Consider the following 24,803-nt stretch of genomic DNA (forward strand, 5'->3'; position numbering starts at 1 on the left):
GTTGACCTATGATGCCCGTTGCCGACGGGCTGGCAATACTGCGGCTGCGGTTATGGAATCGATGTAACAAAATTGCAATAAAGCCACAGCCCACTTTTTTAACTATCCTTTCCCGCTTTTTTTCTAAAAACGAATCGTTATTAGCGATTCGTTTTAATTCCTTTATCAAAATTCCCGCGCCGGAAATACTGCCCTCATAACAACAAGGGGAGCAGACAGGATGGCAATTACATCGCGAATTACATTACTCGGCGCGCTGGCGCTGTGGGCATTTCAGGCGCAGGCGGTGGACGTCACCGTCGCGTATCAAACCTCCGCAGAGCCTGCGAAAGTCGCGCAGGCGGATAACACCTTTGCCAAAGAGAGCGGCGCAAACGTCGACTGGCGTAAGTTCGACAGCGGGGCGGCCGTGGTGCGTGCGCTTGCGTCCGGCGACGTGCAGATTGGTAACATCGGCTCCAGCCCGCTGGCGGTAGCGGCCAGCCAGCAGGTGCCGATTGAAGTTTTCCTCCTCGCTTCACAGCTGGGCAACTCCGAAGCGCTGGTGGTGAAGAAAAACATCACCAAACCGGAAGACCTGATCGGCAAGCGCATCGCCGTGCCGTTCATTTCGACCACTCACTACAGCCTGCTGGCGGCGCTGAAACACTGGGGCATCAAGCCAGGCCAGGTGCAGATCATTAATCTGCAGCCACCGGCGATTATTGCGGCCTGGCAACGCGGCGATATTGATGGCGCATACGTCTGGGCACCGGCTGTCAATGAGCTGGAAAAAGACGGCACCGTGCTGACCGACTCCGAAAAAGTGGGCCAGTGGGGCGCGCCAACGCTCGACGTGTGGGTGGTGCGCAAAGATTTTGCCGAGAAACATCCTGAGGTCGTGAAGGCCTTTGCCAAAAGCGCCCTCGACGCTCAGCAGCCCTATATCAGCAACCCGGATGCATGGTTGAAGCAGCCTGCCAATCTCGAAAAACTGTCCCGTCTGAGCGGCGTGCCGCAAGCAGACGTTCCGGGGCTGGTGAAAGGGAATACCTATCTCACGCCTGCCCAGCAGGTACAACAGCTGACCGGGCCGGTAAACAAAGCGATTGTCGATACCGCCACGTTCCTGAAAGAGCAGGGCAAAGTGCCGGCGGTGGCGGCGGACTACAGCCAGTACGTGACCGATCGCTTTGTGAAATAAGGGGGCTGCGATGCTGACTATTACAAATCTGTCTGCTGATTACGGTGGCAAACCGGCCCTGGAGAACATCAACCTGACGCTGGAGAGCGGTGAGCTGCTGGTTGTGCTTGGCCCGTCCGGGTGCGGGAAAACCACGCTGCTGAATCTGATTGCCGGGTTTGTGCCATATCAGCATGGCTCCATTCAACTGGAAGGGAAAAAAGTGAAGGGCCCGGGCGCTGAGCGCGGGGTGGTCTTTCAGAACGAAGGTCTGCTTCCCTGGCGCAACGTGCAGGAAAACGTGGCGTTTGGGTTGCAACTGGCGGGTGTAAGCCGCGAGCAACGGCTGGCAACAGCACGGAGCATGCTCAAAAAGGTTGGACTTGAAGGGGCTGAAAAACGGTTTATCTGGCAGCTTTCCGGCGGCCAGCGTCAGCGGGTTGGAATTGCCCGCGCGCTGGCGGCCAATCCGCAGCTTTTGCTGCTGGATGAGCCGTTCGGGGCGCTGGATGCCTTTACCCGCGAGCAGATGCAAACCCTGCTTTTACGCCTGTGGCATGAAACGGGTAAACAGGTGCTGCTGATCACCCACGATATCGAAGAGGCGGTGTTTATGGCGACCGAGCTGGTGCTGCTGTCCCCTGGCCCGGGGCGCGTGCTGGAGCGGCTGCCGCTTGAGTTTGCCCGTCGCTATGTCGCGGGGGAGCCGGTACGCAGCATCAAATCCGATCCGCGGTTTATCGAACAGCGTGAATACGTCTTAAGCCGTGTGTTTGAACAACGGGAGGCCTTCTCATGAGCATCGTCTTCAGCGAGAAAACGCGACGCGCGCGCCCGGCATTACGCTGGCCTTTTTCGCGCCAGATAACACTCAGTGTCGGCACGCTGCTGGTGCTGCTGGCGGTGTGGTGGCTGGTTGCCGCGCAGGCATGGATCAGCCCGCTGTTTCTGCCGCCGCCGGGACAGGTGCTGGCAAAACTCATCACCATTGCCGGGCCGCAGGGCTTTATGGACGCTACGCTCTGGCAGCACTTGGGTGCAAGCCTGGCGCGCATTCTGGTGGCGCTACTGGCGGCGGTGATAATCGGCATTCCGGTCGGGATCGCGATGGGCTTAAGCCCGACGGTGCGCGGCATCCTCGACCCGCTGATTGAGCTTTACCGTCCGGTGCCGCCGCTGGCCTATCTGCCGCTGATGGTGATCTGGTTCGGCATCGGTGAAACGTCAAAAATCCTGCTGATTTATCTGGCGATTTTCGCCCCGGTTGCCATGTCGGCTCTGGCGGGTGTCAAAAGCGCCCAGCAGGTGCGGATCCGCGCGGCGCAATCGCTGGGAGCCAGCCGGACACAGGTGCTGCTGTTTGTGATTTTACCGGGCGCACTGCCGGAGATTTTAACCGGATTACGCATCGGCCTTGGCGTGGGCTGGTCAACGCTGGTGGCGGCAGAGCTGATCGCCGCCACCCGAGGGTTAGGGTTTATGGTGCAGTCGGCGGGGGAGTTTCTGGCGACTGACGTGGTACTGGCCGGGATTGCGGTTATCGCCGTGATCGCCTTTGGATTAGAACTGGGGCTGCGTGCGCTGCAGCGTCGTCTGACGCCCTGGCATGGAGAAATACAATGAGTGAACGTCTGACCATTACCCCGCTGGGGCCATATATTGGTGCGCAGGTGTCGGGCCTGGATGTGACCCGTCCGCTGAGCGATAACCAGTTTGAGCAGCTTTATCATGCGGTGCTGCGCCATCAGGTGGTATTCCTGCGCGAACAGGCAATCACCCCGCAGCAGCAGCGCGCCCTGGCACTGCGCTTTGGCGATCTGCATATCCATCCGGTTTATCCGCATGCGGAAGGGGTGGAGGAGATTATTGTGCTCGACACGCATAACGATAACCCGCCGGACAACGACAACTGGCACACGGATGTGACGTTTATCGAGACGCCACCTGCAGGGGCGATTCTTTCGGCGAAGCTGCTGCCGGAGACGGGCGGCGATACGCTGTGGGCCAGCGGCATTGCGGCCTTTGAGGCGCTGTCCGCACCCTTCCGTACCCTGCTGAGCGGCCTGCGGGCGGAGCATGACTTCAAAAAATCGTTCCAGGAGTACAAGTATCGCAAAACAGAAGCGGAGCATCAGCGCTGGCAGGAGGCGGTTGCGAAACATCCGCCGCTGCTCCATCCGGTCGTGCGCACCCATCCGGTAACCGGCAAGCAGGCGCTGTTTGTGAATGAGGGATTCACGACGCGGATTGTGGACGTGACGGAAAAAGAGAGCGAGGCGCTGTTACGTTTCCTGTTTGCGCATATCACCAAACCGGAGTTTCAGGTGCGCTGGCGCTGGCAGGAGAACGATCTGGCGATCTGGGATAACCGCGTGACGCAGCACTATGCGAATGCGGATTATCTGCCACAGCGTCGGATTATGCAGCGGGCGACAATTTTGGGGGATAAGCCGTTTTACCGTCCTTGAACCATCGCTCCCGTAGGCCGGGTAAGGCGTAGCCACCACCCGGCAAATGTGCACCGTTCTTGCCGGGTGGCGCTGCGCTTACCCGGCCTACAAAAAACCGCACAGTTAAAGGTGCGCCTCAATATACCGCTGATAGCGGTTTGCCTTGAGGTAGCACAAGTCCACCAGCACCAGCCCGTCGATGCAGTTGTTGAACGCCGGGTCGCTGCCAAAATCGATAAACTGCACGCCGCCGGGTTCACACAGCTCGGAATACTGTTTGTAGAGCGGTGGAATACCGCACCCCAGATTACCGAGCAGGGATTTCAGCTTCGTCAGGTCATCCACGTAATCGACCCCGCCAAACTGCGCCAGCACGTCCGGCAGGGAGGCCGGATAAGGCTGACGTGACGCGGCTAAGGGATGTGTCGCCGGGAACCAGAGGCGGTAAAACGCCACCAGCAGATCCCGTGCGGCAGGCGGTAAGCCACCGGAAATCGAGACCGGGCCAAAGAGGTAGCGGTAGTGCGGATAACGCGCCAGATAGGCACCAATACCGGACCACAGATAGTCCAGACCGCGACGACCCCAGTAGCGCGGTTGAATAAAGCTGCGCCCCAGTTCAATACCGTGTTCCAGCACGTCCTGCATTTTATCGTCGTAGTGGAACAGACTGTAGCTATAAAGCCCTTCCAGACCGCGTTGCTCGACCTGTCTGGCAGTGGGCATAAAGCGATAGGCGCCGACGATCTCCAGATCGTCTTCATCCCACAGGATCAGGTGCAGATAGTCATCGTCGTAACTGTCGGTGTCCCGACGTTTACCGCTCCCTTCCTCCACGGCGCGAAACGCGATCTCGCGCAGGCGTCCCAGCTCGCGCAGCAGGGGAGCCTCTTCCTGTCCGTTGCGTTGCCACAGATAAATAGTTTTGCCATCGCTGATTTTGCCCAGACATTCGGCCTGGGCCAGCTCGCGCTTCAGCGTGGCCCGGTCTTCCGGACGGGCAATGGCGCATTGGGTTTTAAAGACGCCAGGCACTCCCTTGCCAAGACGTATCACGTGCTGACGGCACTGCTCGGCCATCTCACGCGATGAAAGGGTTGTGCTATACCAGTGATGCCAGGCTATCTGCTGGCCGATCTTTATCGGTAGCTGGCTGTGGCGGCGGCGGAACATCTGCTGCATCAGCAAGAGCATCGATACGGTGGGGGACACCAGCGTGCTGGCATAAAAGAGCAGGCTGTTGTGTGCCTGAATATGCACCGGCAGCAGCGGTACGCGCAGCTTACTGGCGAGTTTAATAAAGCCGGGGTGCCATTTTTTATCGCGGATCCCTTTACGCGTAGGACGGGACACTTCTCCCGCCGGGAAGAAGATCAGCACCCCTGCGTTTTGCAGATGCTGTTCCATCTGCATCAGGGACGTTTTTGCCGTTCTGCCGCCCATATTGTCCACCGGAATAAACAGCGAGCTAAGCGGTTCAAGGTGGGTCAGCATCCGGTTAGTGACGACTTTCACATCGCGCCGTACACGGGAAACGGCATACATCAGCGCCAGCCCGTCCAGCGTTCCGGTTGGGTGGTTGGCAATAATGACCAGCGGGCCATGTTCAGGGATTTGTTCGAGATCGCGGGCGGAAACGGTGCAGAGTATATCGAGGTGCTCCAGAACCTGCTCCACCATATCCAGGCCTTTCAGATGGCGGTGTGTCGCGGCAAATTGCTGGAATTCTTCTTCGTAGAACAGTCTTTTTAACAGACTTTTTTGCCAGGGTGCAGGCCTCGCCTGAGGCCAAAGGTCGTCGAGAACGCTATCGAGACTAAACATGGTTACTCCTCCTGCCGTCTTGCTCAGACAGTAGAAGGGAGAGATGTCGGTTGTATTGCAGTTTGGTGAAGATTAGCGCAGAGAGGAGGCCGGGTAAGGCGAAGCCGCCACCCGGCGCTAAAGCGGATTAACGCAGAATTTTCTTCTCGGCCAGATCCAGCGCAAAGTAGCTGAAGATCAGATCCGCGCCGGCACGTTTGATCGCGCCCAGGCTTTCCAGGATCACTTTCTCTTCGTCGATCGCACCCGCCTGCGCGGCGAATTTGATCATCGCGTACTCGCCGCTCACCTGGTATGCACCCAGCGGCAGCTCGGTGCGCTCGCGAATGTCGCGCAGGATATCCAGATACGCGCCAGCCGGTTTCACCATCAGGCAATCTGCGCCCTGGGCTTCATCCAGCAGCGATTCACGGATGGCTTCACGGCGGTTCAGCGGGTTCATCTGATAGGTTTTGCGATCGCCCTTCAGCGCTGTACCGGCCGCTTCACGGAACGGACCGTAGAACGAAGAGGCAAACTTGGTGGAGTAGGACATGATGGCGGTATCAGTGAATCCGGCCGCATCAAGCGCCTGGCGGATCGCCTGAACCTGCCCGTCCATGGCAGCGGAAGGTGCGATGAAATCCGCACCGGCTGCTGCAGCTACCACCGCCTGCTTGCCGAGATTCAGCAAAGTGGCGTCGTTATCGACACCGTGATCGCACAGCACACCGCAGTGGCCATGAGAGGTATATTCACAGAAACAGGTGTCTGACATGACGATCATTTCCGGCACGGTCTCTTTGCAGATCCGCGACATCCGGGCGACCAGACCGTCCTCTTTCCAGGCATCGCTGCCGGTAGCGTCAGTGTGGTGGGAGATGCCAAAGGTCATCACCGAGCGGATCCCCGCGTTGGCGATACGTTCGATCTCACGCGCCAGATATTTTTCCGGAATGCGCATCACGCCTGGCATGGCGTTGATGGCTTTGTAGTCATCGATCTCTTCTTCAACAAAAATCGGCAACACCAGATCGTTTAAGGTCAGTGTTGTCTCTTCAAACATAGCGCGCAGTGCAGGTGACTTGCGCAGACGACGGGGACGAGCAATTAAATCGGTCATGATATGCCTGACGTTTGTGGAACAAAGAAGGCTAGTGTACATGAAAGTGGAGGAGAGGGTTTTACGAAAGTAGGCTTTTTGTTAATGCGAAATGGGGTTTGCGATGTTTCACATGGTCAATATATATAACCAACGTCAGCCTGTTTTTCACACGCTCGAGATATTGGTGCGATTTCTAAATTGAAGTAAATATATCATTAATAATGATCTATTATTCTTTATTATATTTTCTATATTTATGTCAGATGATTTTAATTCGCTGTTTTTATAGTGTTTATTTATAATTTTTAATGTCGTTGCATTTTTTTCATGTTATTAGTCTGGATACGGACTTAATGGAATCATTCATTGAACCTTTTCGAAATGAAAATGCATAATTCCCTCCGCAATACAATGTTGCCAAATGATTTGATGGACAAACTTGCTTACGTCCCTGAGGAGGGATGACCCAATGCAAACATGGAAAAAGAAACTGGTTGTATCACAACTTGCATTAGCCTGCACCCTGGCTATCGCTTCTCAGGCCAATGCGAAAGATATTTCTGGTGCCACATATAATACCTTCGGATATGATAATTCAGCATCAACACCCTGGTATTATGGCTACGCTGACTGGGATTACTCGGATGCCACCCACGACGGTGATATTTATCCGGTGATTAATAAGTCAACGGTGAACGGTGTTATTTCGACGTACTACCTTGACGATGGTGTCAATGGAAGAGCGAATGCGCTGAGCATTTCTAACAGCACCATTAATGGCATGATCACCTCGGAAAGATGCGTGACTACTACATGTACTGGAGGCGTAGACTCCGATGATACGACCCATACACAGTACGATCGTTTTAGCCTGACAGTAGATCACTCCACCATTAACGATACCTATGAGCATTATGCGTATGATGTTCTGAATGGTGACAACACCGAAACCCACTATCTGGATACCTATGGACTGGGTAATGCGATTACGCTGGATGTGGAATCGGATATTGTTATCCAGAACAACTCCCACGTTGCGGGCATCACGCTGAAGCAGCACGAGCACTATCAGGCGCAAGATAACACTCCGTACGATGATGTTGAAGGCGTTGCCAATAGCAGCAACGTATTTACCAACACGCTGGTGGTGAAAGACTCTGTACTCACGTCGGGTGCCTACAATGATTTAGGTACCAACGGTTTCTATGGGCAATCTGCGAAGCCAAGCGATTACGGTGAAAACGGCGCAACAGCTTATGATTATGATGATGCGGCATTAATTGTAGAGGCTGATAAACTAGACCTGTCAGACACTTCACAAACGCCGCAGGCATTACTCAAGACAGACGTTGCGATGCAAACCACCGCAACCTTCGATCATTCGACGATCACTGGCGATATTCTCTTTACTAGTACTTTTGATAATAACTTCTATCCGAATGGCGACCCGGCAACCGATACCACCGAAGACGGTGTATATAACCCAACCACCAACGGCTGGGATGGTACCGATAAGCTGGATGTCACACTGACAAACGGCAGTAAATGGGTGGGAGCCGCTCAGTCTAAAGTTGCTATGATCGACGTAGATGATATGTACGGTCTGGGCTATAGCAACGTTGACTGGAGAACCCTGACTCCAAACAGCATCTGGCCAGATTCACTTCTGGATAGCAATGGTCATCTCATCAGTGAGCAGGTATACCAGAGCGGTCTGTTCAACGTCACCCTGAACAACGGTTCAGAGTGGGATACCCGCAAACTGTCTAACATCGACACGCTGGCAGTGAATAACCAGTCGCAGGTCAATGTTGAAAACTCTGGCCTGCTGGCGGATTCCATCACCCTGACCAACGCCTCTACCCTGAATATTGGCGACAGCGGTGCAGTGGCGACAGACAGCCTGTATCTGGACAGCTATAGCCGTGCCGCACTGACGGAAGAAACGGCTGAACTGTATGCCAACACCATCACCGTCGACAACGGTGCGGAACTGGCACTGGGCCTGGGTCAGGTGGACACGCACAACATGGTGCTGACCGATGGCGGTGTGCTGAACGTTGCCAGCCGTGACTACGTGCTGAACAGCGATCTGAACAACGCCCGCTTTATCACCAACGACAAGAGCAAAGCAGATTACGACTATGGCGTCGTGGCGCTTAACTCAGACGGTCATCTGGCGGTGAACGGTGATGTGGCAGGTAACTACACCGTGCGTATCGACGATGCGACCGGCGCCGGTTCTGTTGCTGATTATAAAAACAAAGAGATCATCCGCGTTTATGACAATAACGCAGACACTGCGGCCCGCTTTACGGCAGCAAACAAAGCCGATTTAGGTGCCTATACCTACCAGGCGCAGCAGAAGGGTGACACGGTTGTTCTGCAGCAGAAAGCGCTGACTGACTACGCCAATATGGCGCTGAGCATTCCGTCAGCGAATACCAATATCTGGGATCTGCAGCAGGATACCGTTGGAACCCGTCTGACTAACAGCCGTCACGGTCTGGCCGATAACGGCGGGGCGTGGGTGAGCTACTTCGGCGGCAACTTTGACGCTGACAATGGCGTTATCAGCTACGATCAGGACGTAAGCGGGATTATGGTTGGTCTGGATACGCAGATTGACGGCAACAACGCGAAGTGGATCGTTGGTGGCGCGGCAGGTTTCGCGAAGGGTGATATCAGCGATCGTACCGGTCAGGTTGATCAGGATAGCCAGACGGCGATGATCTATGCCTCTGCGAAGTTTGCCAACGATGTCTTCCTCGACAGCTCCCTGAGCTACACCCGCTTCAATAACGATCTCTCCGCGACCATGAGTAACGGTCAGTACGTGGACGGTAATACCACGACAGATGCGGTTGGTTTCGGTATGAAACTGGGTTATGACTGGAAACCAAACCTGTCCGGCTACGTCACGCCTTATGCGGCAGTGTCTGGGCTGTTCCAGTCGGGTGACGACTACCGCTTGAGCAACGACATGCGAATTGATGGCCAGTCTTACGACAGCCTGCGCTATGAACTCGGTGTTGATGCAGGGTATACCTTCAACTACGGCGGCGATCAGGCTCTGACGCCATACGTCAAACTGGCGTATGTGTATGACGATGCTGATAACAATGCGAACGTGAATGGCGACAGCATTGATAACGGCGTTGAAGGCTCTGCGGTGCGTGTGGGTCTGGGCACACAGTTCAGCTTCACCAAAAACTTCAGTGCATACACGGATGCCACTTACCTGGGCGGCGGTGACGTTGACCAGAACTGGGGCGCCAATTTGGGTGTGAAATATACCTGGTAAAGTATAAAAGCGGGGGAATATATCCCCCGCTTTGTCATCTAAAAAAAATAATATTGAACCGACAAATACGGATGTCCAGAGGTCTGCATGAAAGTTAATGCGAAACCACTTTCTGAATTAAGCCGGCTCGAACAGTGTTTGAAAGTAGCCAGTACCCCATTTAAATCTGCTCCCCAGCAGATTATTTCAAATGATGATAATGATGAACCCAGCACCTTTGTATTACAGACCGGCGTTATTGAAATCTATCGCCGTTCAGACGAGTTGCTGATTGGCATTGCTACTGCGCCCTTTATTCTGGGGCTGACTGCAGGCATGCTTGATTACAGCAAGGAATATCGGGTCGTTGCCAAAAATCCGTGCACAGGCTTTTATTTACCTGCTTCGACCTCTCTGCAGCTTATTCAGCAAAGTTCTCTCTGGAAAGAAGCTTTCTGCTGGCTGTCCTGGATTAAATCCATTCTGGAAAAGCGGGACAGGCAACTGGTAGGAAATAACTCCTATCACCAAATCCGCGCCATGCTGCTGAATATGGCCGAATGGGATGAAACCCTGCGCTCAAAAATTGGTGTGATGAATCATATTCAACAAAGCACGCGCATTTCGCGTTCGGTTGTGGCAGAGGTGCTCGCTGCGCTTCGACAGGGTAACTACATCAATATGAGCCGGGGCAAACTGGTTAGCATCAACCGTTTGCCCACGGAATATTAAGGCTGGACGGAGGCGGTAAGCACCTGGGCTTTATTGGCGCTGAGCTCAGCCACTAAGTTATTGATGCCATCGCTCATATTGACGAAACGGGTATTTGGCGAGCGGGTGACCACCACAAAAGCGCCCACGTTGGACTGGGGGATCATTGCCATATAGGTAATGAATCCTCCACCACCCCCCGTTTTCTGAATAATGCCCGGACGGCCATTTTTAGGTGCCATATATACCCAGCCCAGACCGAGGGCGTCGGCTTTGCCCGGCACGTCCATACCTATCACGCGGTGCAACTGGCTGCGCTGGTAAATCAGCGTCTGCATTCGGTCGGCCTGATGGCTGCGTGAGTAGAAGTCTGATGAGAGGAACTGCTGCATCCAGCGCATCATGTCGCCAGGGGGGGAATAAACCCCGCCGCTGCCGATGGCTGCCAGCGTGTTGTTACACGGGCTGGCACCTTTTTCGGCGACCATCAGACGGCGGCACTGATCCGGTGATGGGGTGAAGGTGGTGTCCTTCATGCCCAGCGGGCGCGTGATCTGCTCTTCAAACAGCTGCGTATACGGTTTGCCCGCTGCCGTCGACAGCGCATCGGCCAGCAGGTCAAACGCCAGGTTGGAGTAAGAGGCCTGAGAACCGGGCGCGGACTTCAACGTGGCTTTGCTCAGGTAGTTCCAGCGCTGTTCACGCGTTGGCCAGACAAAAACGTCGCGATGCGCCGCACCCCCTGGCTGCTCGCGAGGCAGGGCGCTGGTATGCGTTGCCAGGTTGACCAGCCTTATCGGCGTTCCCTGATACGTCGGGACACGTGCGCCCGGCGGAGCATACTTGCTGAGCGGATCGTCGAGTTTCACCACGCCCTGGTCCAGCAATTTCACCAGCATTTCGCTGGTCATCAGCTTGGTCAGGGACGCGATGCGGATGACGGAATCCAGCTGCGGATGAACATTATTACCGGGACGCGTTTCACCGAAACTACGAAACACGCGCTGATTACCGTCGATGACGACCATCGCCATTCCCGTCGCGCCGCTGCCGTAATAAATCAGGTTCGCGTAGCGATCGGCAATATCTGATGCCAGAACGGGCGCCGTCAGCGGTTGGGCTGCCTGGGCGGTTGAGAAGCTCACCGCACACAGCGCGGCGAAAAAGAGCAGACAACGTTTCAACGAAAAGCATCCATAGTGTGAATGAGGAAAGTAATGGGTATTTATACTACTAAACCGTACGGTGCAATGCCCCGAATTACATAACGATAACCAGAAAAACGTAACTGCGAGTAAATCAGAAGAATTTACTTACTGTCAGTCTCCCATTTTGTGACATCGGCCTTATGATAGAGGGCTGTGTTACTCAATCTTGCGGAGAAGGGTATGTCCGGAAAGCGTGTGGTTATGGTTGTCGATATGCAGCAGGGGGTGTTCGAAACGCCTCGTCATCAGCGTGAAAAATGTGTTTCATTGATCAATAAGCTTACGCAGGCAGCCGATCGGGTGATTTTTATTCAGCATACCGAGCCCGGCGGTCTGGAAGAGGGCAGTGACGGGTTTGCCTTGCTGCCTGAACTGCATCAGCCTGCAGATGCCCTCTACGTGACCAAGACGGCCTGCGATGCGTTCTATAACACCTCGCTTGAAACGCTGCTCCGCGAGCAGGGGATCCGGGAGTTTGTCATCTGCGGCTGTGCCACCGATTACTGTGTCGATGCCACGTTCAAGAATGGCGTCAGCCGGGGCTACCACATCACCGTGGCGGAGGATGCGCATACCACCGCGAATCGCCCGGCGGCCGAAGCCCGCATTCTGATTAACCACTACAACGACGTCTGGCGCAATTTCATTGCGCCCGCAAACCCGCCCGCGGTGAAACGCACCGAAACAATTCTTGAAAACTGGAAAACGAACTAATAATAAACCCTCGGGTCTGACCTTTTTGCCTGCGCCAGGCACCTGGCCCAGGCAAGATTTTCGTGTGGTGATGTGTTGAGCACAGCAACAGCCATAACAACAAGAAGGATGTATCATGTTTAAGTCTTTTTTCCCAAAGCCGGGGCCATTTTTCCTGTCGGCATTTATTTGGGCACTGATCGCTGTCATTTTCTGGCAGGCCGGCGGCGGAGCGTGGTTGACGCGTATCACGGGCGCGACGGGCGAGGTTCCCATTAGCGCGGCGCGTTTCTGGTCGCTGAGCTATCTGCTGTTTTATGCCTACTACATGGTCTGCGTAGGGCTTTTTGCCCTGTTCTGGTTTGTCTATTCGCCACATCGCTGGCAGTACTGGTCGATTCTGGGCACGTCGCTGATCATCTTTGTCACCTGGTTTCTGGTGGAAGTGGGGGTGGCGGTTAACGCCTGGTATGCCCCGTTCTACGATCTGATCCAGAGTGCGCTGAGTTCACCGCATAAGGTGACTATCAATCAGTTCTACCATGAAGTTGGCATCTTCCTCGGTATTGCCCTTATTGCGGTGGTGATTGGCGTCATGAACAATTTCTTCGTCAGCCACTACGTCTTCCGCTGGCGTACCGCGATGAACGAACATTATATGGCGCACTGGCAACACCTGCGTCATATCGAAGGCGCCGCACAGCGTGTGCAGGAAGACACCATGCGTTTCGCCTCGACCCTTGAAGACATGGGCGTGAGCTTTATCAATGCCATTATGACCCTGATTGCCTTCCTGCCGGTGCTGGTGACGCTCTCGGCGCACGTGCCGGACCTGCCGATTGTTGGTCATCTGCCGTATGGCCTGGTGATTGCCGCTATTGTCTGGTCATTAATGGGAACGGGGCTGCTGGCCGTGGTGGGGATCAAGCTGCCTGGGCTGGAGTTTAAAAATCAGCGCGTTGAAGCGGCGTATCGTAAAGAGCTGGTGTATGGTGAAGATGACGCCAACCGCGCATCGCCGCCAACCGTACGTGAACTGTTTGGCGCCGTGCGTCGCAACTATTTCCGTCTTTACTTCCACTATATGTACTTCAATATTGCGCGCATTTTGTATCTGCAGGTGGATAACGTTTTCGGTTTGTTCCTGCTGTTCCCGTCCATTGTTGCGGGTACGATAACGCTGGGTCTGATGACACAGATCACCAACGTATTTGGTCAGGTTCGCGGGTCGTTCCAGTATCTGATTAGCTCCTGGACCACGCTGGTGGAACTGATGTCCATCTACAAACGTCTGCGCAGCTTTGAACGCGAGCTGGACGATCGGGATCTGCAGGAAGTCACCAATACATTTAGCTAAAACAGGGAATTGCTATGTCTTTTGCCGTACCGCGTACATTATCGCTCTCTTTACTCGCCGCACTTGTACTGGCGGGGTGTGCCGAAAAAGGGGCCGCCCCGCTTAAAAAAGGTGAGAAACCTGTAGATGTGGCGAGCGTGGTGCGGCAAAAAATGCCCTCTACGGTGAAAGACCGCAATGCGTGGGCCGAGGCATTAGCGAAGACCTTTGAAAGTCAGAAAATTGCCCCTACCGAGGAGAATATCTGCTCGGTACTGGCAGTGGCGCAGCAGGAGTCAATGTACCAGTCAGACCCGGTGGTGCCGGGGCTGAACAAAATTGCCTGGAAAGAGATCGACCGTCGCGCGGAATCGATGCATATCCCGGTGTTCCTGGTGCATACCGCCCTTAAAATCACCTCGCCAAACGGCAAAAGCTATAGCGATCGGCTGGACACGGTGAAAACCGAGAAACAGCTGAGCGCCATTTTTGATGATTTCATCAATATGGTGCCGATGGGGCAGAAACTGTTCGGCTCGCTTAATCCGGTGCATACCGGCGGCCCGATGCAGGTCAGCATTGCGTTTGCCGAGCAGCATACGGACGGTTATCCGTGGAAAATCGACGGGACGGTGCGCCAGGAAGTCTTCTCCCTGCGTGGCGGACTGTGGTTTGGCACGTACCATCTGCTGAACTATCCGGCGAGCTACAGCGAGCCGTTGTACCGTTTTGCTGACTTTAACGCGGGCTGGTATGCCAGCCGAAACGCGGCGTTTCAGAGTGCGGTCAGCCGTGCCAGCGGGGTGAAGCTGGCGCTGGACGGCGATCTCATCGCCTACGGCAGCAGCAAGGCGGGCACTACGGAACTGGCGGTGCGCAAACTGTCAACAACGCTTGGCATGAGCGATAGCGACATTCGCCGTCAGCTGGAGAAAGGGGATAGCCTGGCGTTCGAGAAGACGGATCTCTACAAGAAGGTTTTCGCGCTGGCCGAGAAGAAGAGTGGAAAAGCGTTACCGCGGGCAATCCTGCCGGGTATTCAACTGGAAAGCCCGAAAATCACGCGTAACCTGACAACGGCATGGTTCGCCAAACGCGTCGACGATCGTCGGGCTCGTTGCATGGGACGTTAATGGCGACGACGCAGGCGTACGACTAACGCGACAACACCGAGAATCAGACAACCCGCGAGGAAGGGGACAAGGCCAAATAAGGTGCTCACACCCAAACCAATCTCAACCCGCGGGCGTCCGTTATCCTGCACCTGCATCAGATGTTCATAGACGCCAGGCGCGTGAACCAGCATGTTGAGAAGCTGGGAGCCTGCCCAGAAGCAGAACAGGACAAACAGGGCATACGCAATATTACCCGCAGTGGAGGTTTTTGGTGGTGTGCCGCCAAAAATCGGTTTCGACAATGTAAAGTCAGCCATAAAGACCTCCGGAAATATCACTCTGTTAATACGCTTCGCACACGGTGAGTTTGACAGGTCATAGCATTTGTCAATATCAGAATCGTGGTAATTTCCCCTGCGGAATTCTCCTGGATTGTCGATTTCTGCAGCACATCACAAATTCATTACTTAACTGAAATTGCGTCGTATTTCAGATTTTCCGCATCTGCCACAGACCCGATCGTAAAACTGTGAGAGGATGTCTTTTTTTCCTGCCGGAGTTGTTATGAAGCTCACGTCCAAACTACGCCGTGACTGGCACTACTACGCCTTTGCTATCGGGCTGATCTTTATTCTTAACGGTGTCGTGGGGCTGCTGGGGTTTGAAGCCAAAGGATGGCAAACCTATGCTGTCGGGCTGGTGACCTGGGTGATCAGTTTCTGGCTGGCTGGGTTAATTATCCGCCGTCGTCCGGAAGAGACGACAGCGGATGAGACGGAGACGGTGAAAAGAACCGATTAACCGTTTACGGAACTTTTGAGTGCGCTGTCAGCGGCATGACGCTCCAGCGCCAGTTCGATCAGACGGGTGATCAGCTCAGAGTAACCCAGACCGCTGGCCTGCCACAGTTTTGGATACATGCTGATGTTGGTAAAGCCCGGCAGGGTGTTGATTTCATTAATCACCACCTCATTATCTGGCGTCAGGAACACATCCACACGCGCCATGCCGCAGCAGCCAAGAGCCTGATAGGCGTTGATGGCGATCGCCCGGATCTTATCGTTGATGGCCGGATCGATATTTGCCGGCACGACGACCTGAGCGCCTTTATCATCAATGTATTTGGTGTCGTAAGAGTAGAAATCGCTGTTTAACACCACTTCACCGCAGGTGCTTGCCTGTGGGAAATCATTGCCCAGCACCGCGCACTCAATTTCACGGCCTTTGATACCCTGCTCAACCACGACTTTGTGGTCAAACTCAAAAGCCAGACGAACGGCTTCGGTGAACTGCGCTTCGCTTGTCACTTTGCTGACGCCAACGGAGGAGCCTTGGTTCGCAGGCTTCACGAACAGCGGCAGACCCAACTGGGCGGAAATCTGGCTGAAGGTGTATTTATCGCGGTTGGCGCGGGTGAGCGTCACGAACGGGGCAACGTTCAGCCCGGCATCGCGAAGCAGGCGTTTGGTGACGTCTTTATCCATACAGGCGGCGGAGCCCAGCACATCGGAGCCGACAAACGGCAGGTTCGCCATGCGCAGCATACCCTGCAGCGAACCATCTTCGCCCAGCGTGCCATGGACGATTGGGAACACGACGTCAATCTGAGCAAGAGCCTGCGCATTACCGGCGTCGATAAGTTGCCCCTTCACTACGCCAGGGACGGTAGCGACGCTGATTTCAGAAGGATTAAGGGCGATATGTGCCGGATCGTTAGCGTTTAACAGATACTGGCTCGCATCGTTCACATGCCACTGGCCCTGTTTATCAATGCCCAGCAGCACTACGTCGAAACGGTTTTTATCAATCGCATCGACAATATTTTTTGCCGACTGCAATGAAACCTCGTGCTCCGCTGATTTTCCCCCAAAGACAATACCTACGCGCTGCTTTGCCATCTCACTCTCTTCCAGTCTGACGAAAAGCCAATAACATACCACGATGCCCTGCGGGTTTCGCGACCTTCTGCCATAATGTTTTGGGAGTAAAGAGGGGGGAGTGTGAAAGGCAAAACGTTGCTGATCGTTTTCATTCTGGTGGCAGTCGCAACGGTGGGTTACCGCTGGTTGCCGTCTCACTACAACCCTTTTACGCCGCTCTCGCTTGACGACCCGCCAGGCCCAATCACTCAGTATAAACTGCGGCGCCTTACCCCCGAGGCGTGTGCCAGCCTGTTATCGCAGGCCAATCAGAAGGCCCTTATTCGCACACAGCCTGTCGCCGACAGCGCCGGAGCATGCCCCCTTCACAACGTGGTGCGCGTGCGTGACTTCGGACCGGTCAGCCTGAACAGCAGCTTTCTTGCCAGCTGCTCGCTGGCGCTGAGTTCTGCACTGTTTGTCAGCCAGCAGGCCCGGCCACTCACCAAAACCTGGACCGGAAGCGAGCTGGTGCGCATTGAGCACCTTGGCAGCTACGCCTGTCGCAATATTTACCACCGCCCTGATGCAAGACGCAGCGAACATGCCACGGCAGAGGCGCTGGATATCAGCGCGTTTCGGCTGGCGAACGGTGAACGGGTCACCATTCTGCACGGCTGGAGATCGACCAAAACGCAGCCGTGGCTGCAGGCGCTGCTGACGGCGAGCTGCGGCTACTACGGGAACGGCCTGGGGCCGGAGTATAACGCGGCGCATGCCAACCATTTCCATCTGGGAATGCGCGGCTTTGGACTGTGCCGCTAAAGCATAATCTTCCGCCAGAAATTGGATGATTTGTGACATATTTCACAAATATGATGACTGGGAAGATAAAACACCAAAGTCAGCAAGGCCGCATCTCTGGCACGGCGTAGATGCCGGTAACTTGCTAATCTGTCGGCGCATTTGCCTAAAAATGAAGACTATTTCTTTTATGGAATCCTGGAAAGTTAACCTCATCTCGGTCTGGTTCGGGTGTTTCTTCACCGGGCTGGCCATCAGCCAGATTTTGCCCTTTCTGCCGCTGTACGTCTCGCAACTGGGCGTGACCTCGCATGAAGCCCTCTCTATGTGGTCGGGGCTGACGTTCAGCGTGACGTTTCTGGTTTCCGCCATTGTGTCACCCATGTGGGGGAGCCTGGCGGATCGAAAAGGGCGCAAACTGATGCTGCTGCGCGCTTCGCTGGGAATGGCAATAGCCATCCTGCTGCAGGCCTTTGCCACTAACGTCTGGCAGCTGTTTATCCTGCGGGCGATCATGGGGCTGACATCCGGCTATATTCCGAACGCCATGGCGCTGGTCGCTTCACAGGTGCCGCGTGAACGTAGCGGCTGGGCGTTGAGTACGCTCTCCACCGCACAGATCAGTGGCGTTATCGGCGGCCCGTTGTTAGGCGGCTTTCTGGCCGACCACGTAGGGTTGCGCGCCGTCTTCTTCATTACCGCTATCCTGCTGGTGATCAGTTTTCTGGTGACGCTGTTTCTGATCAAGGAGGGGGGACGTCCGGTTGTCAGTAAATCTGAACGCCTGAGCGGCAAAGCGGTCTTCGCCTCGCTGCCGTATCCCGGGCTGATGATAAGCCTGTTCGTAACCACCATGGTGATCCAGCTCTGTAATGGTTCGGTAGGCCCGATTCTGGCGCTGTTTATAAAATCGATGGAGCCAGACAGCAGCAATATTGCGTTTCTCAGCGGGATGATTGCTGCCGTGCCGGGCGTATCGGCGTTAATCTCTGCGCCGCGGCTGGGAAAACTGGGCGACAGGATCGGTACGGCGCGTATCCTGATGGCCACGCTGATTTTTGCCGTGGTGCTCTTTTTTGCGATGTCGTTCGTCACCTCACCGCTTCAGCTCGGCGTGCTGCGATTCCTGCTCGGCTTTGCCGATGGCGCCATGTTACCTGCGGTGCAGACCTTGCTGGTGAAATATTCAAGTGACCAGGTGACAGGGCGTATTTTTGGCTATAACCAGTCATTTATGTATTTAGGTAATGTTGCCGGTCCGCTTATTGGCGCATCCGTTTCGGCGATGGCCGGTTTTCGTTGGGTATTTGCGGCCACGGCGATTGTGGTGTTGATCAATATTATCCAGCTGGCGATTGCGCTGAGACGCCGTCGCCAATTAGAGCAGGCGAGAGCAGCGCGTTAATCATTTGCCGTAATGTATTATATATTCTTATGGTTGCCGCATTTTTATATAACTAAATGCGGCTTTTTCTAAAGAGAAAAACGTTTCGCTGCTTGCCATTCATCTTTATTTTGGCAGCAGCATCACTTTTGCATAAGATAATACTTTTCTCCTCTTTGCATTATTCATTCTGAATGCTAAGTTCAGAAAAAACGCATAAGGAAATAGCACGATGAAAAATCTCATTGCTGAGTTGCTGGTCAAGCTTGCACAAAAGGAAGAAGAGTCAAAAGAACTGGTCGCCCAGGTCGAGGCGCTGGAAATTGTCGTTACGGCGTTGCTCCGACAAATGACACAACCGCAGCAACAGGCGTTAATCGATAATGTAGAAAGCGCGCTGGACAAGGCTCGCCCCGATTCGCTGGTCCCCGCTGAAGATGCGGAGATGCTTCAGCAATACGTAAAGAAGCTATTAAGGCATCCTCGCAGCTAGCCTGCTGAAAGAGAATGGCCTGTCATAGAATGGTCATGCAGGATGCCTGTCGTCGCTCTGTTTTTATTTTTGGCCTTCGCACTGGGAGAAAAGAATTTAAACAGAGCCTCTATTTCATCTCATACCTCTCGCTCTTAAATACCCTAACGCGTCAGGCGAAACCGGGTAATGAACAGCGTGCCGCGCCAGAGATGAAATAATCCATAAACCCGAAGAAAATCATTGTCGCAGGGTGGTTTTTTTCCCGCAACGAACCAGACTTAATGTGGAACTTCACATAAAGGATGGTGCAATGAAAACAACAATACTGGTTACCCTGTTTTCCGGCCTGTGCCTGATCGCCTCAGCGCATGCGGAAGAGAAAACCTTAACACCTCAACAGCAGCGTATGACAACCTGCAACCAACAGGCGACAGCAAAAGCGCTGAAAGGGGATGCCCGTAAGACATATATGAGCGATTGCCTCAAAAATGGTGCATCCAAACCAGATGAAAAAAGCCTGACGCCGCAGCAGCAAAAAATGCGTGAATGTAACGCTCAGGCCACGCAACAAATGCTGAAAGGCGACGATCGCAGCAAGTTTATGAGTGGTTGTCTGAAGAAACAGGCATAGTCCTATCGGGTGAGTCCTTACGGTGACTCACCCGAAATTTCATACTTTCTCCGCATCCCCCCTCTCTATAATTTGGGAAAATGTTTCAGAATATTCCCAAAATATGATGAACGACGAAAACTTTTATAATAAAGAGCGTATCGGGGAAGAGTGGCTTCAAAACCTTTCTCAGGATGACGCGCACCGTACCGGCATACGCTTTGCCCGGCGCGTCCGGCTGGGGCGGATTGTGGGTCTGGCGGCGATGTTTTTTCCTGTTGCCGGTGTGCTGGTCACGCATTTTCTGCCCGGCGGTTGGTGGTTATTACTGGTGAGCTGGGTTTTTATCTGGCCGCATCTTGCCTGGCAGTTCACCTGCCGTTCATCTCAACCTTATCAATGTGAAATCTTCAATCTGAAGATCGACGCTATTTTTGCCGGGATCTGGATTGGCCTGATGGGCGTGAACGCTCTGCCATCGGCTGCGCTGGTTATGATGATGGGCATGAATATGATGGGATCCGGTGGCTGTCGCCTGTTTCTCGCAGGCATTGCCATAACCACGTTATCCGCTGTCGTGACGCTGAAGCTAACCGGAAATGTTGTGGTGCTCTCTTCCGGATCGCTGGAGTGGTGGCTGACGCTGCCGGTCTTGATGATCTACCCAATACTCTTTGCCTGGGTGAGCCATCAGACGGCCATTCGCCTGGCGGAAAATAAGCGAAGACTTGAGCTGATGAGTACCCGCGATGGCATGACGGGCGTTTATAACCGGCGCCACTGGGAAACGTTGCTGCGGATGGAGTATGAAAAGTGCCGACGGGATCATTGTCAGACCACGATCCTGCTTATCGATATCGATCACTTCAAGAGCATCAATGACACCTGGGGACATGATGTGGGCGATGAAGCGATCATTGCTATCACTCGTCAGCTGCAGATGACGCTGCGGGCCGGGGATTATATTGGCCGTTTCGGTGGCGATGAGTTCGCGATCATCATGTCCGGGACCCCGGCAGAAAGTGCAATTGCGGCGATGTCCCGCGTCCACGAGCGGCTGAAAAAACTGTCGTTACCCTGTGCCCCGAACGAACGGCTTCGCATCAGCGTGGGGGTTGCGCCATGGGGAACACAGTTTGCCCACTACCGCGAATGGTTAAAAGCGGCAGATATCGCGCTTTATAAAGCCAAAAATGCCGGACGCGGACGTACCGAGGTGGCCGCCTGATATCCGGCTTAGTTTGGTCAGGACTTACTCAGCTTCTCTGACTTTTCCATGCATTTCGCCATCGCTTCAATGACCGCCGCACGGAACCCGCGCTCTTCCAGCACCCGCACCGCTTCGATGGTGGTACCGCCAGGCGAGCAGACCATATCTTTCAGTTCCCCTGGATGCTTACCGGTTTCCAGCACCATTTTGGCTGAGCCCATCACCGCCTGTGCGGCAAATTTATAGGCCTGCGCACGTGGCATACCGCCAAGCACCGCAGCATCCGCCATCGCTTCCAGGAACATGAAGACATACGCAGGAGCAGAGCCACTCACGCCCACAACCGGATGGATCATCGATTCGGCAATCACTTCCGCTTCGCCGAAGCAGCGGAAAATGTTCAGCACATCGGCCACATCTTCCGTGGTCACCAGCGCGTTAGGGGTGATGGAGGTCATCCCGGCATTGACCAGTGAAGGGGTATTGGGCATTGCGCGAACAATTTTACGGTCATGACCCAGTGCACGGGCCAGCTGATCGAGCGTCACGCCTGCGGCAATCGACACCACCAGCGTGTCTTTATTCAGGCTGGAGGTGATCTCGCTCAGGACTTTGATCATGATATTCGGTTTAACCGCCCCAAAGACGATATCGGCGACCTGGGCCACTTCCTGCGCGCTTTCGGCTGCGTTAATACCATACTCATCACGTAACGCCGCGACTTTATCCGGTGATGGTGTATAGACCCAAATCTGACCCGGCAGGACCTGCCCGCTGGCGATCAGGCCACCCAGGATGGCTTTGCCCATGTTACCGCAGCCAATAAACCCGATTTTCTTGTCCATCACGTTTCTCCGTCGTTATGCGTTGTTTTCTCTGATTGATAGCTTAACAACGAAATGCAGGCGACAATAGTCGCCAGTATCAATAGGGGAGACATTATGGCGATTTGGGTTGATGCGGACGCATGTCCGAATGTGATTAAAGAGATTTTGTTCCGCGCTGCCGAGCGTGTTCAGATGCCGCTTACGCTGGTGGCAAACCAGAATATCCGCGTACCGCCTTCCCGATTCATTCGTGCGTTGCGGGTTCCTGCCGGTTTTGATGTGGCGGATAACGAGATCGTACGGCTGTGCAGCGCGGAAGATCTGGTGATCACGGCGGATATTCCTTTGGCCGCAGAGGTACTGGAAAAGGGCGCCGCAGCGCTGAACCCGCGCGGGGAGCGTTACTCACCAGCAACCATCCGGGAAAAACTGACCATGCGTGATTTCATGGATACGCTTCGCGCCAGCGGTGTGCAGACCGGTGGGCCAGACAGTTTATCTCAACGTGACCGCCAGCAGTTTGCCGCAGAGCTGGATAAGTGGCTGCTGGAAGTGAAACGTCGCACTGCTAAATGATAATCATTGTCAATATGTGGTACAGTATGACAGTGACAGGGTTGTCATTCCGTACCGCTTTGCAGTAAAGTAAACGCAACATCTTCTGCAATTATTTCTTTACACTCTTCAGCCATCCGGCATCAAGGGGAAACACCTGGTTATGACCCAACCCATCTTTTTAGTTGGCCCCCGCGGCTGTGGGAAAACCACCGTTGGCCTGGAGCTGGCGCGTGCCTGTCAACGTCATTTTGTTGATACCGACCACTGGCTGCAGACGCAGGCCGGACAAACCATCGCGGATATCGTCGAAAAAGAGGGCTGGGAGAGCTTTCGCAGCCGTGAAACGGCCGCGCTGGAAGCGGTGACGGCTCCCGATGCGGTAATTGCCACAGGCGGCGGAATTATTCTGGCGGCATATAACCGCCGCTTTATGCGCGAAAAAGGGATTGTGATTTATCTCTGTGCGCCCGTGGCTGCGCTGGTGGGGCGTCTGGAAGCGTTTCCGGAAGAGGGGCAACGCCCTGCGCTGACCTCCAGACCGCTCAGCGAAGAGGTGAGCGAGGTGCTGGCGGAGCGCGATGCGTTATACCGCGAAGCGGCACATCACGTAGTGGATGCTTCCGCGTCGCCCGAAGAGGTTGTGATTCAGATTATTACCGCCCTGCGTTTGGCTTGTGCCAGCTAACCGCCGTCTATACTTATAGCTCTGACATAAAAAAAGGATGAGCTATGCCAACCAGACCTCCCTATCCGCGTGAAGCACGTATTGTTACCGTTGAAAAAGGCAATGGCGATCAAACCGTGACCTGGTATCAACTGCGTGCCGATCACCCTAAACCCGACTCTCTCATCAGTGAACATGAGACTGAACAGGAAGCGCTGGATGCGAAACGGCGCTACGAAGATCCCGATAAGTCATAAATGTTTTCCTAAACGCTCCAATACCGTGCCTGAATCACACTTTTTACTCATCGCTAATGTTAAGCAGGAGTTAATATTTAGTTATTACAGGTAGCTCCGTTACCGGCAGGTGATCTTTACATTTCGGGATGGAGATCACCTGCTACGCTTGGTGCTGTTTTGTTGAAAAAACGAACTGTGCAGCGTAGTGAGCCTGTACCTGTGTAATAAGTTTTTGTAGTAATGGAAGGCGAAGACGATGAAGGCAACGTTGGCGATCATCACTATTGGTGTGGTCCCTGTAAGCGAAGTGTTACCGCTCTTAACCGAGCATGTATCTGAACAACAGATCACGCATCTCAGCCTGCTGGGGAAGATGAGCCGGGAAGAGGTCATGGAGGACTACGCTGTAGAGGCGGGGGAGGATCCCCTGGCGACGTTATTAAGCGACGGTAAACTGGCGCATGTTTCACGACAGAAAATTGAGCGCTCGCTGCAGGCAGTAATAGAAGTGCTCGATAATCAAGAGTATGACGTTATTTTGCTAATGAGTACTGCTCCCATTAAGGGACTCATGGCGCGTAATGCGATTTTACTCGAGCCGATGCGAATCATTCCGCCGCTGGTGGCATCCATTGTGGACGGACACCAGGTGGGGGTGATTGTGCCCATTGAAGAACTCATGGACAACCAGGAAGCAAAATGGCACGTGCTTGAAAAAACGCCCCTGTATGCGCTGGCCAATCCCTTCTGGGACAGTGAGGCCAAACTCATTGCGGCCGGGAGGGAGCTACTGGAGCGCGGGGCCGATGTGTTGATCCTCGACTGCCTGGGGTTCCACCAGCATCACCGCGATCTACTGCAAAAAGCGCTGGATGTGCCGGTACTGTTGTCGAACGTTCTGATGGCGCGTCTGGCCTCAGAACTCCTTACCTGATGATTTTGCGTGACAGGTCATGAGCATGGCCCCTATAGTGAATTTTTATCTAAAAATATAAGGGCCAGTTCATGCTTCAAAGTAACGAATACTTTTCCGGTAAAGTGAAATCCATTGGTTTTACCAGCAGCAGCACTGGCCGCGCCAGTGTCGGCGTGATGGCTGAAGGGGAGTACACCTTTGGTACGGCCGAAGCTGAAGAGATGACGGTGGTAAGTGGTGCGCTTAACGTCTTACTGCCGGGTGAAACGGAATGGAAAGTTTACTCTGCCGGCGAAGTTTTCAACGTCCCTGGCCACAGTGAGTTCCATCTGCAGGTTGCTGAACCGACCTCTTATCTGTGCCGCTATCTGAAATAATCTTCTTCCCTCTC

At 54.2% G+C, this 24,803-nt stretch carries 26 protein-coding genes; 20 read left to right on the forward strand and 6 right to left on the reverse strand.

Translation table 11 applies throughout. From position 1 onward, the window contains the following. Positions 1–220 precede the first annotated feature (220 nt). The 4 genes from tauA to tauD are packed head-to-tail and all read left to right on the forward strand — an operon-like array spanning position 221 to position 3,630. Positions 221–1,183, forward strand: coding sequence for a taurine ABC transporter substrate-binding protein (tauA, locus tag VF709_RS13305; protein ID WP_149896800.1), 963 nt, complete (start codon positions 221–223; stop codon positions 1,181–1,183). Positions 1,184–1,193: 10 nt separating this feature from the next. Next, positions 1,194–1,961, forward strand: coding sequence for a taurine ABC transporter ATP-binding subunit (tauB, locus tag VF709_RS13310; protein WP_149896801.1), 768 nt, complete (start codon positions 1,194–1,196; stop codon positions 1,959–1,961). Beyond that, positions 1,958–2,785, forward strand: a complete 828-nt coding sequence (gene tauC / locus VF709_RS13315) for a taurine ABC transporter permease TauC (RefSeq protein ID WP_020686348.1) — start codon at positions 1,958–1,960, stop codon at positions 2,783–2,785. The genes tauB and tauC overlap by 4 nt, the downstream gene beginning before the upstream one ends. Next, complete coding sequence (gene tauD / locus VF709_RS13320) at positions 2,782–3,630, forward strand: taurine dioxygenase (protein WP_013095796.1); 849 nt, start codon at positions 2,782–2,784, stop codon at positions 3,628–3,630. Before tauC ends, tauD begins: the two co-directional genes overlap by 4 nt. 105 nt (positions 3,631–3,735) lie before the next feature. Here tauD and VF709_RS13325 read toward each other — a convergent pair whose 3' ends face one another. Then, entirely contained in the window at positions 3,736–5,436 is a 1,701-nt protein-coding gene (locus VF709_RS13325; RefSeq protein ID WP_440231721.1) for a lysophospholipid acyltransferase family protein, read from the reverse strand. Between the two features lie 127 nt (positions 5,437–5,563). Then, positions 5,564–6,538 carry a porphobilinogen synthase gene (gene hemB, locus VF709_RS13330; protein WP_440231723.1) on the reverse strand — a complete coding sequence of 325 codons (975 nt, stop codon included), beginning with the start codon at positions 6,536–6,538 and terminating at the stop codon, positions 5,564–5,566. A 451-nt stretch (positions 6,539–6,989) separates the two neighbouring features. Between hemB and VF709_RS13335 the strand changes: the two genes are divergently transcribed. After that, on the forward strand, positions 6,990–9,824 hold the full coding sequence (locus tag VF709_RS13335; protein WP_149896802.1) for an autotransporter outer membrane beta-barrel domain-containing protein: 2,835 nt from the start codon (positions 6,990–6,992) through the stop codon (positions 9,822–9,824). An 87-nt stretch (positions 9,825–9,911) separates the two neighbouring features. Then, positions 9,912–10,535, forward strand: a complete 624-nt coding sequence (locus VF709_RS13340; RefSeq protein WP_013095800.1) for a helix-turn-helix domain-containing protein — start codon at positions 9,912–9,914, stop codon at positions 10,533–10,535. Here the strand turns inward: VF709_RS13340 and ampH are convergent. Then, positions 10,532–11,698, reverse strand: a complete 1,167-nt coding sequence (gene ampH, locus VF709_RS13345; RefSeq protein ID WP_440231726.1) for a D-alanyl-D-alanine-carboxypeptidase/endopeptidase AmpH — start codon at positions 11,696–11,698, stop codon at positions 10,532–10,534. The genes VF709_RS13340 and ampH overlap by 4 nt on opposite strands. A 204-nt stretch (positions 11,699–11,902) precedes the next feature. On the opposite strand from ampH, the gene VF709_RS13350 reads away from it, so the two are divergent. The 3 genes from VF709_RS13350 to VF709_RS13360 all read left to right on the forward strand — a co-directional run bounded on the left by VF709_RS13350 (position 11,903) and on the right by VF709_RS13360 (position 14,884). Beyond that, positions 11,903–12,436, forward strand: a complete 534-nt coding sequence (locus tag VF709_RS13350; RefSeq protein ID WP_038418779.1) for an isochorismatase family protein — start codon at positions 11,903–11,905, stop codon at positions 12,434–12,436. A gap of 115 nt (positions 12,437–12,551) precedes the next feature. Next, positions 12,552–13,772: a peptide antibiotic transporter SbmA gene (sbmA, locus tag VF709_RS13355; protein WP_013095803.1), complete on the forward strand. Its 1,221-nt coding sequence runs from the start codon at positions 12,552–12,554 to the stop codon at positions 13,770–13,772. Between the two features lie 14 nt (positions 13,773–13,786). Continuing rightward, on the forward strand, positions 13,787–14,884 hold the full coding sequence (locus tag VF709_RS13360; protein ID WP_038418780.1) for a DUF1615 domain-containing protein: 1,098 nt from the start codon (positions 13,787–13,789) through the stop codon (positions 14,882–14,884). Here VF709_RS13360 and VF709_RS13365 read toward each other — a convergent pair. Then, positions 14,881–15,183, reverse strand: coding sequence for a DUF2755 family protein (locus VF709_RS13365; protein WP_013095805.1), 303 nt, complete (start codon positions 15,181–15,183; stop codon positions 14,881–14,883). The two genes, VF709_RS13360 and VF709_RS13365, sit on opposite strands and share 4 nt — an antisense overlap. A gap of 247 nt (positions 15,184–15,430) precedes the next feature. Here VF709_RS13365 and VF709_RS13370 point away from each other — a divergent pair, with 247 nt between their 5' ends. Continuing rightward, positions 15,431–15,667 (forward strand): DUF2754 family protein, encoded by a 237-nt coding sequence (locus VF709_RS13370; RefSeq protein ID WP_020686357.1) that lies wholly within the window; start codon positions 15,431–15,433, stop codon positions 15,665–15,667. Here the strand turns inward: VF709_RS13370 and ddlA are convergent. Then, positions 15,664–16,764: a D-alanine--D-alanine ligase gene (gene ddlA, locus VF709_RS13375; RefSeq protein ID WP_048970445.1), complete on the reverse strand. Its 1,101-nt coding sequence runs from the start codon at positions 16,762–16,764 to the stop codon at positions 15,664–15,666. The genes VF709_RS13370 and ddlA overlap by 4 nt on opposite strands. A gap of 102 nt (positions 16,765–16,866) precedes the next feature. Between ddlA and VF709_RS13380 the strand changes: the two genes are divergently transcribed. The 5 genes from VF709_RS13380 (at position 16,867) to adrA (ending at position 21,226) form a co-directional block, all read left to right on the forward strand. Next, the gene (locus tag VF709_RS13380) at positions 16,867–17,550 is read left to right on the forward strand and encodes an extensin-like domain-containing protein (RefSeq protein ID WP_038418784.1); all 684 of its coding nucleotides are present in this window, start codon (positions 16,867–16,869) and stop codon (positions 17,548–17,550) included. A gap of 169 nt (positions 17,551–17,719) precedes the next feature. Continuing rightward, the gene (locus VF709_RS13385) at positions 17,720–18,934 is read left to right on the forward strand and encodes a multidrug efflux MFS transporter (protein ID WP_013095809.1); all 1,215 of its coding nucleotides are present in this window, start codon (positions 17,720–17,722) and stop codon (positions 18,932–18,934) included. Positions 18,935–19,145: 211 nt separating this feature from the next. Further along, positions 19,146–19,406 carry an anti-adapter protein IraP gene (iraP, locus tag VF709_RS13390; RefSeq protein WP_013095810.1) on the forward strand — a complete coding sequence of 87 codons (261 nt, stop codon included), beginning with the start codon at positions 19,146–19,148 and terminating at the stop codon, positions 19,404–19,406. A gap of 292 nt (positions 19,407–19,698) precedes the next feature. Further along, the gene (psiF, locus tag VF709_RS13395; protein WP_013095812.1) at positions 19,699–20,019 is read left to right on the forward strand and encodes a phosphate starvation-inducible protein PsiF; all 321 of its coding nucleotides are present in this window, start codon (positions 19,699–19,701) and stop codon (positions 20,017–20,019) included. A 103-nt stretch (positions 20,020–20,122) separates the two neighbouring features. After that, positions 20,123–21,226, forward strand: coding sequence for a diguanylate cyclase AdrA (gene adrA, locus VF709_RS13400; protein ID WP_062935285.1), 1,104 nt, complete (start codon positions 20,123–20,125; stop codon positions 21,224–21,226). A 17-nt stretch (positions 21,227–21,243) separates the two neighbouring features. Here the strand turns inward: adrA and proC are convergent, their stop codons facing one another. Further along, positions 21,244–22,053, reverse strand: a complete 810-nt coding sequence (gene proC / locus VF709_RS13405; RefSeq protein ID WP_013095814.1) for a pyrroline-5-carboxylate reductase — start codon at positions 22,051–22,053, stop codon at positions 21,244–21,246. 96 nt (positions 22,054–22,149) lie between these two features. On the opposite strand from proC, the gene VF709_RS13410 reads away from it, so the two are divergent. The 5 genes from VF709_RS13410 (at position 22,150) to ppnP (ending at position 24,789) form a co-directional block, all read left to right on the forward strand. Next, entirely contained in the window at positions 22,150–22,611 is a 462-nt protein-coding gene (locus VF709_RS13410) for a YaiI/YqxD family protein (protein ID WP_013095815.1), read from the forward strand. A gap of 142 nt (positions 22,612–22,753) precedes the next feature. Then, on the forward strand, positions 22,754–23,278 hold the full coding sequence (aroL, locus tag VF709_RS13415) for a shikimate kinase AroL (protein ID WP_058678422.1): 525 nt from the start codon (positions 22,754–22,756) through the stop codon (positions 23,276–23,278). A 44-nt stretch (positions 23,279–23,322) separates the two neighbouring features. Then, complete coding sequence (gene yaiA, locus VF709_RS13420) at positions 23,323–23,514, forward strand: protein YaiA (protein ID WP_013095817.1); 192 nt, start codon at positions 23,323–23,325, stop codon at positions 23,512–23,514. A gap of 238 nt (positions 23,515–23,752) precedes the next feature. Then, the gene (locus VF709_RS13425; RefSeq protein WP_094916667.1) at positions 23,753–24,430 is read left to right on the forward strand and encodes an AroM family protein; all 678 of its coding nucleotides are present in this window, start codon (positions 23,753–23,755) and stop codon (positions 24,428–24,430) included. Positions 24,431–24,501: 71 nt separating this feature from the next. After that, on the forward strand, positions 24,502–24,789 hold the full coding sequence (ppnP, locus tag VF709_RS13430) for a pyrimidine/purine nucleoside phosphorylase (protein ID WP_013095819.1): 288 nt from the start codon (positions 24,502–24,504) through the stop codon (positions 24,787–24,789). Positions 24,790–24,803: the final 14 nt, after the last annotated feature.

The organism is Enterobacter sp. Lyrl_3 (assembly GCF_051948675.1).
Classification (GTDB): domain Bacteria; phylum Pseudomonadota; class Gammaproteobacteria; order Enterobacterales; family Enterobacteriaceae; genus Enterobacter; species Enterobacter cloacae.

Coding starts and splice junctions, on each gene's coding strand:
- tauA (WP_149896800.1), top strand. CDS start 221: ATGGCAATTACATCGCGAATTACATTACTCGGCGCGCTGGCGCTGTGG.
- tauB (WP_149896801.1), top strand. CDS start 1,194: ATGCTGACTATTACAAATCTGTCTGCTGATTACGGTGGCAAACCGGCC.
- tauC (WP_020686348.1), top strand. CDS start 1,958: ATGAGCATCGTCTTCAGCGAGAAAACGCGACGCGCGCGCCCGGCATTA.
- tauD (WP_013095796.1), top strand. CDS start 2,782: ATGAGTGAACGTCTGACCATTACCCCGCTGGGGCCATATATTGGTGCG.
- VF709_RS13325 (WP_440231721.1), bottom strand. CDS start 5,436: ATGTTTAGTCTCGATAGCGTTCTCGACGACCTTTGGCCTCAGGCGAGG.
- hemB (WP_440231723.1), bottom strand. CDS start 6,538: ATGACCGATTTAATTGCTCGTCCCCGTCGTCTGCGCAAGTCACCTGCA.
- VF709_RS13335 (WP_149896802.1), top strand. CDS start 6,990: ATGCAAACATGGAAAAAGAAACTGGTTGTATCACAACTTGCATTAGCC.
- VF709_RS13340 (WP_013095800.1), top strand. CDS start 9,912: ATGAAAGTTAATGCGAAACCACTTTCTGAATTAAGCCGGCTCGAACAG.
- VF709_RS13350 (WP_038418779.1), top strand. CDS start 11,903: ATGTCCGGAAAGCGTGTGGTTATGGTTGTCGATATGCAGCAGGGGGTG.
- sbmA (WP_013095803.1), top strand. CDS start 12,552: ATGTTTAAGTCTTTTTTCCCAAAGCCGGGGCCATTTTTCCTGTCGGCA.
- VF709_RS13360 (WP_038418780.1), top strand. CDS start 13,787: ATGTCTTTTGCCGTACCGCGTACATTATCGCTCTCTTTACTCGCCGCA.
- VF709_RS13365 (WP_013095805.1), bottom strand. CDS start 15,183: ATGGCTGACTTTACATTGTCGAAACCGATTTTTGGCGGCACACCACCA.
- VF709_RS13370 (WP_020686357.1), top strand. CDS start 15,431: ATGAAGCTCACGTCCAAACTACGCCGTGACTGGCACTACTACGCCTTT.
- ddlA (WP_048970445.1), bottom strand. CDS start 16,764: ATGGCAAAGCAGCGCGTAGGTATTGTCTTTGGGGGAAAATCAGCGGAG.
- VF709_RS13385 (WP_013095809.1), top strand. CDS start 17,720: ATGGAATCCTGGAAAGTTAACCTCATCTCGGTCTGGTTCGGGTGTTTC.
- iraP (WP_013095810.1), top strand. CDS start 19,146: ATGAAAAATCTCATTGCTGAGTTGCTGGTCAAGCTTGCACAAAAGGAA.
- psiF (WP_013095812.1), top strand. CDS start 19,699: ATGAAAACAACAATACTGGTTACCCTGTTTTCCGGCCTGTGCCTGATC.
- adrA (WP_062935285.1), top strand. CDS start 20,123: ATGATGAACGACGAAAACTTTTATAATAAAGAGCGTATCGGGGAAGAG.
- proC (WP_013095814.1), bottom strand. CDS start 22,053: ATGGACAAGAAAATCGGGTTTATTGGCTGCGGTAACATGGGCAAAGCC.
- VF709_RS13410 (WP_013095815.1), top strand. CDS start 22,150: ATGGCGATTTGGGTTGATGCGGACGCATGTCCGAATGTGATTAAAGAG.
- aroL (WP_058678422.1), top strand. CDS start 22,754: ATGACCCAACCCATCTTTTTAGTTGGCCCCCGCGGCTGTGGGAAAACC.
- yaiA (WP_013095817.1), top strand. CDS start 23,323: ATGCCAACCAGACCTCCCTATCCGCGTGAAGCACGTATTGTTACCGTT.
- VF709_RS13425 (WP_094916667.1), top strand. CDS start 23,753: ATGAAGGCAACGTTGGCGATCATCACTATTGGTGTGGTCCCTGTAAGC.
- ppnP (WP_013095819.1), top strand. CDS start 24,502: ATGCTTCAAAGTAACGAATACTTTTCCGGTAAAGTGAAATCCATTGGT.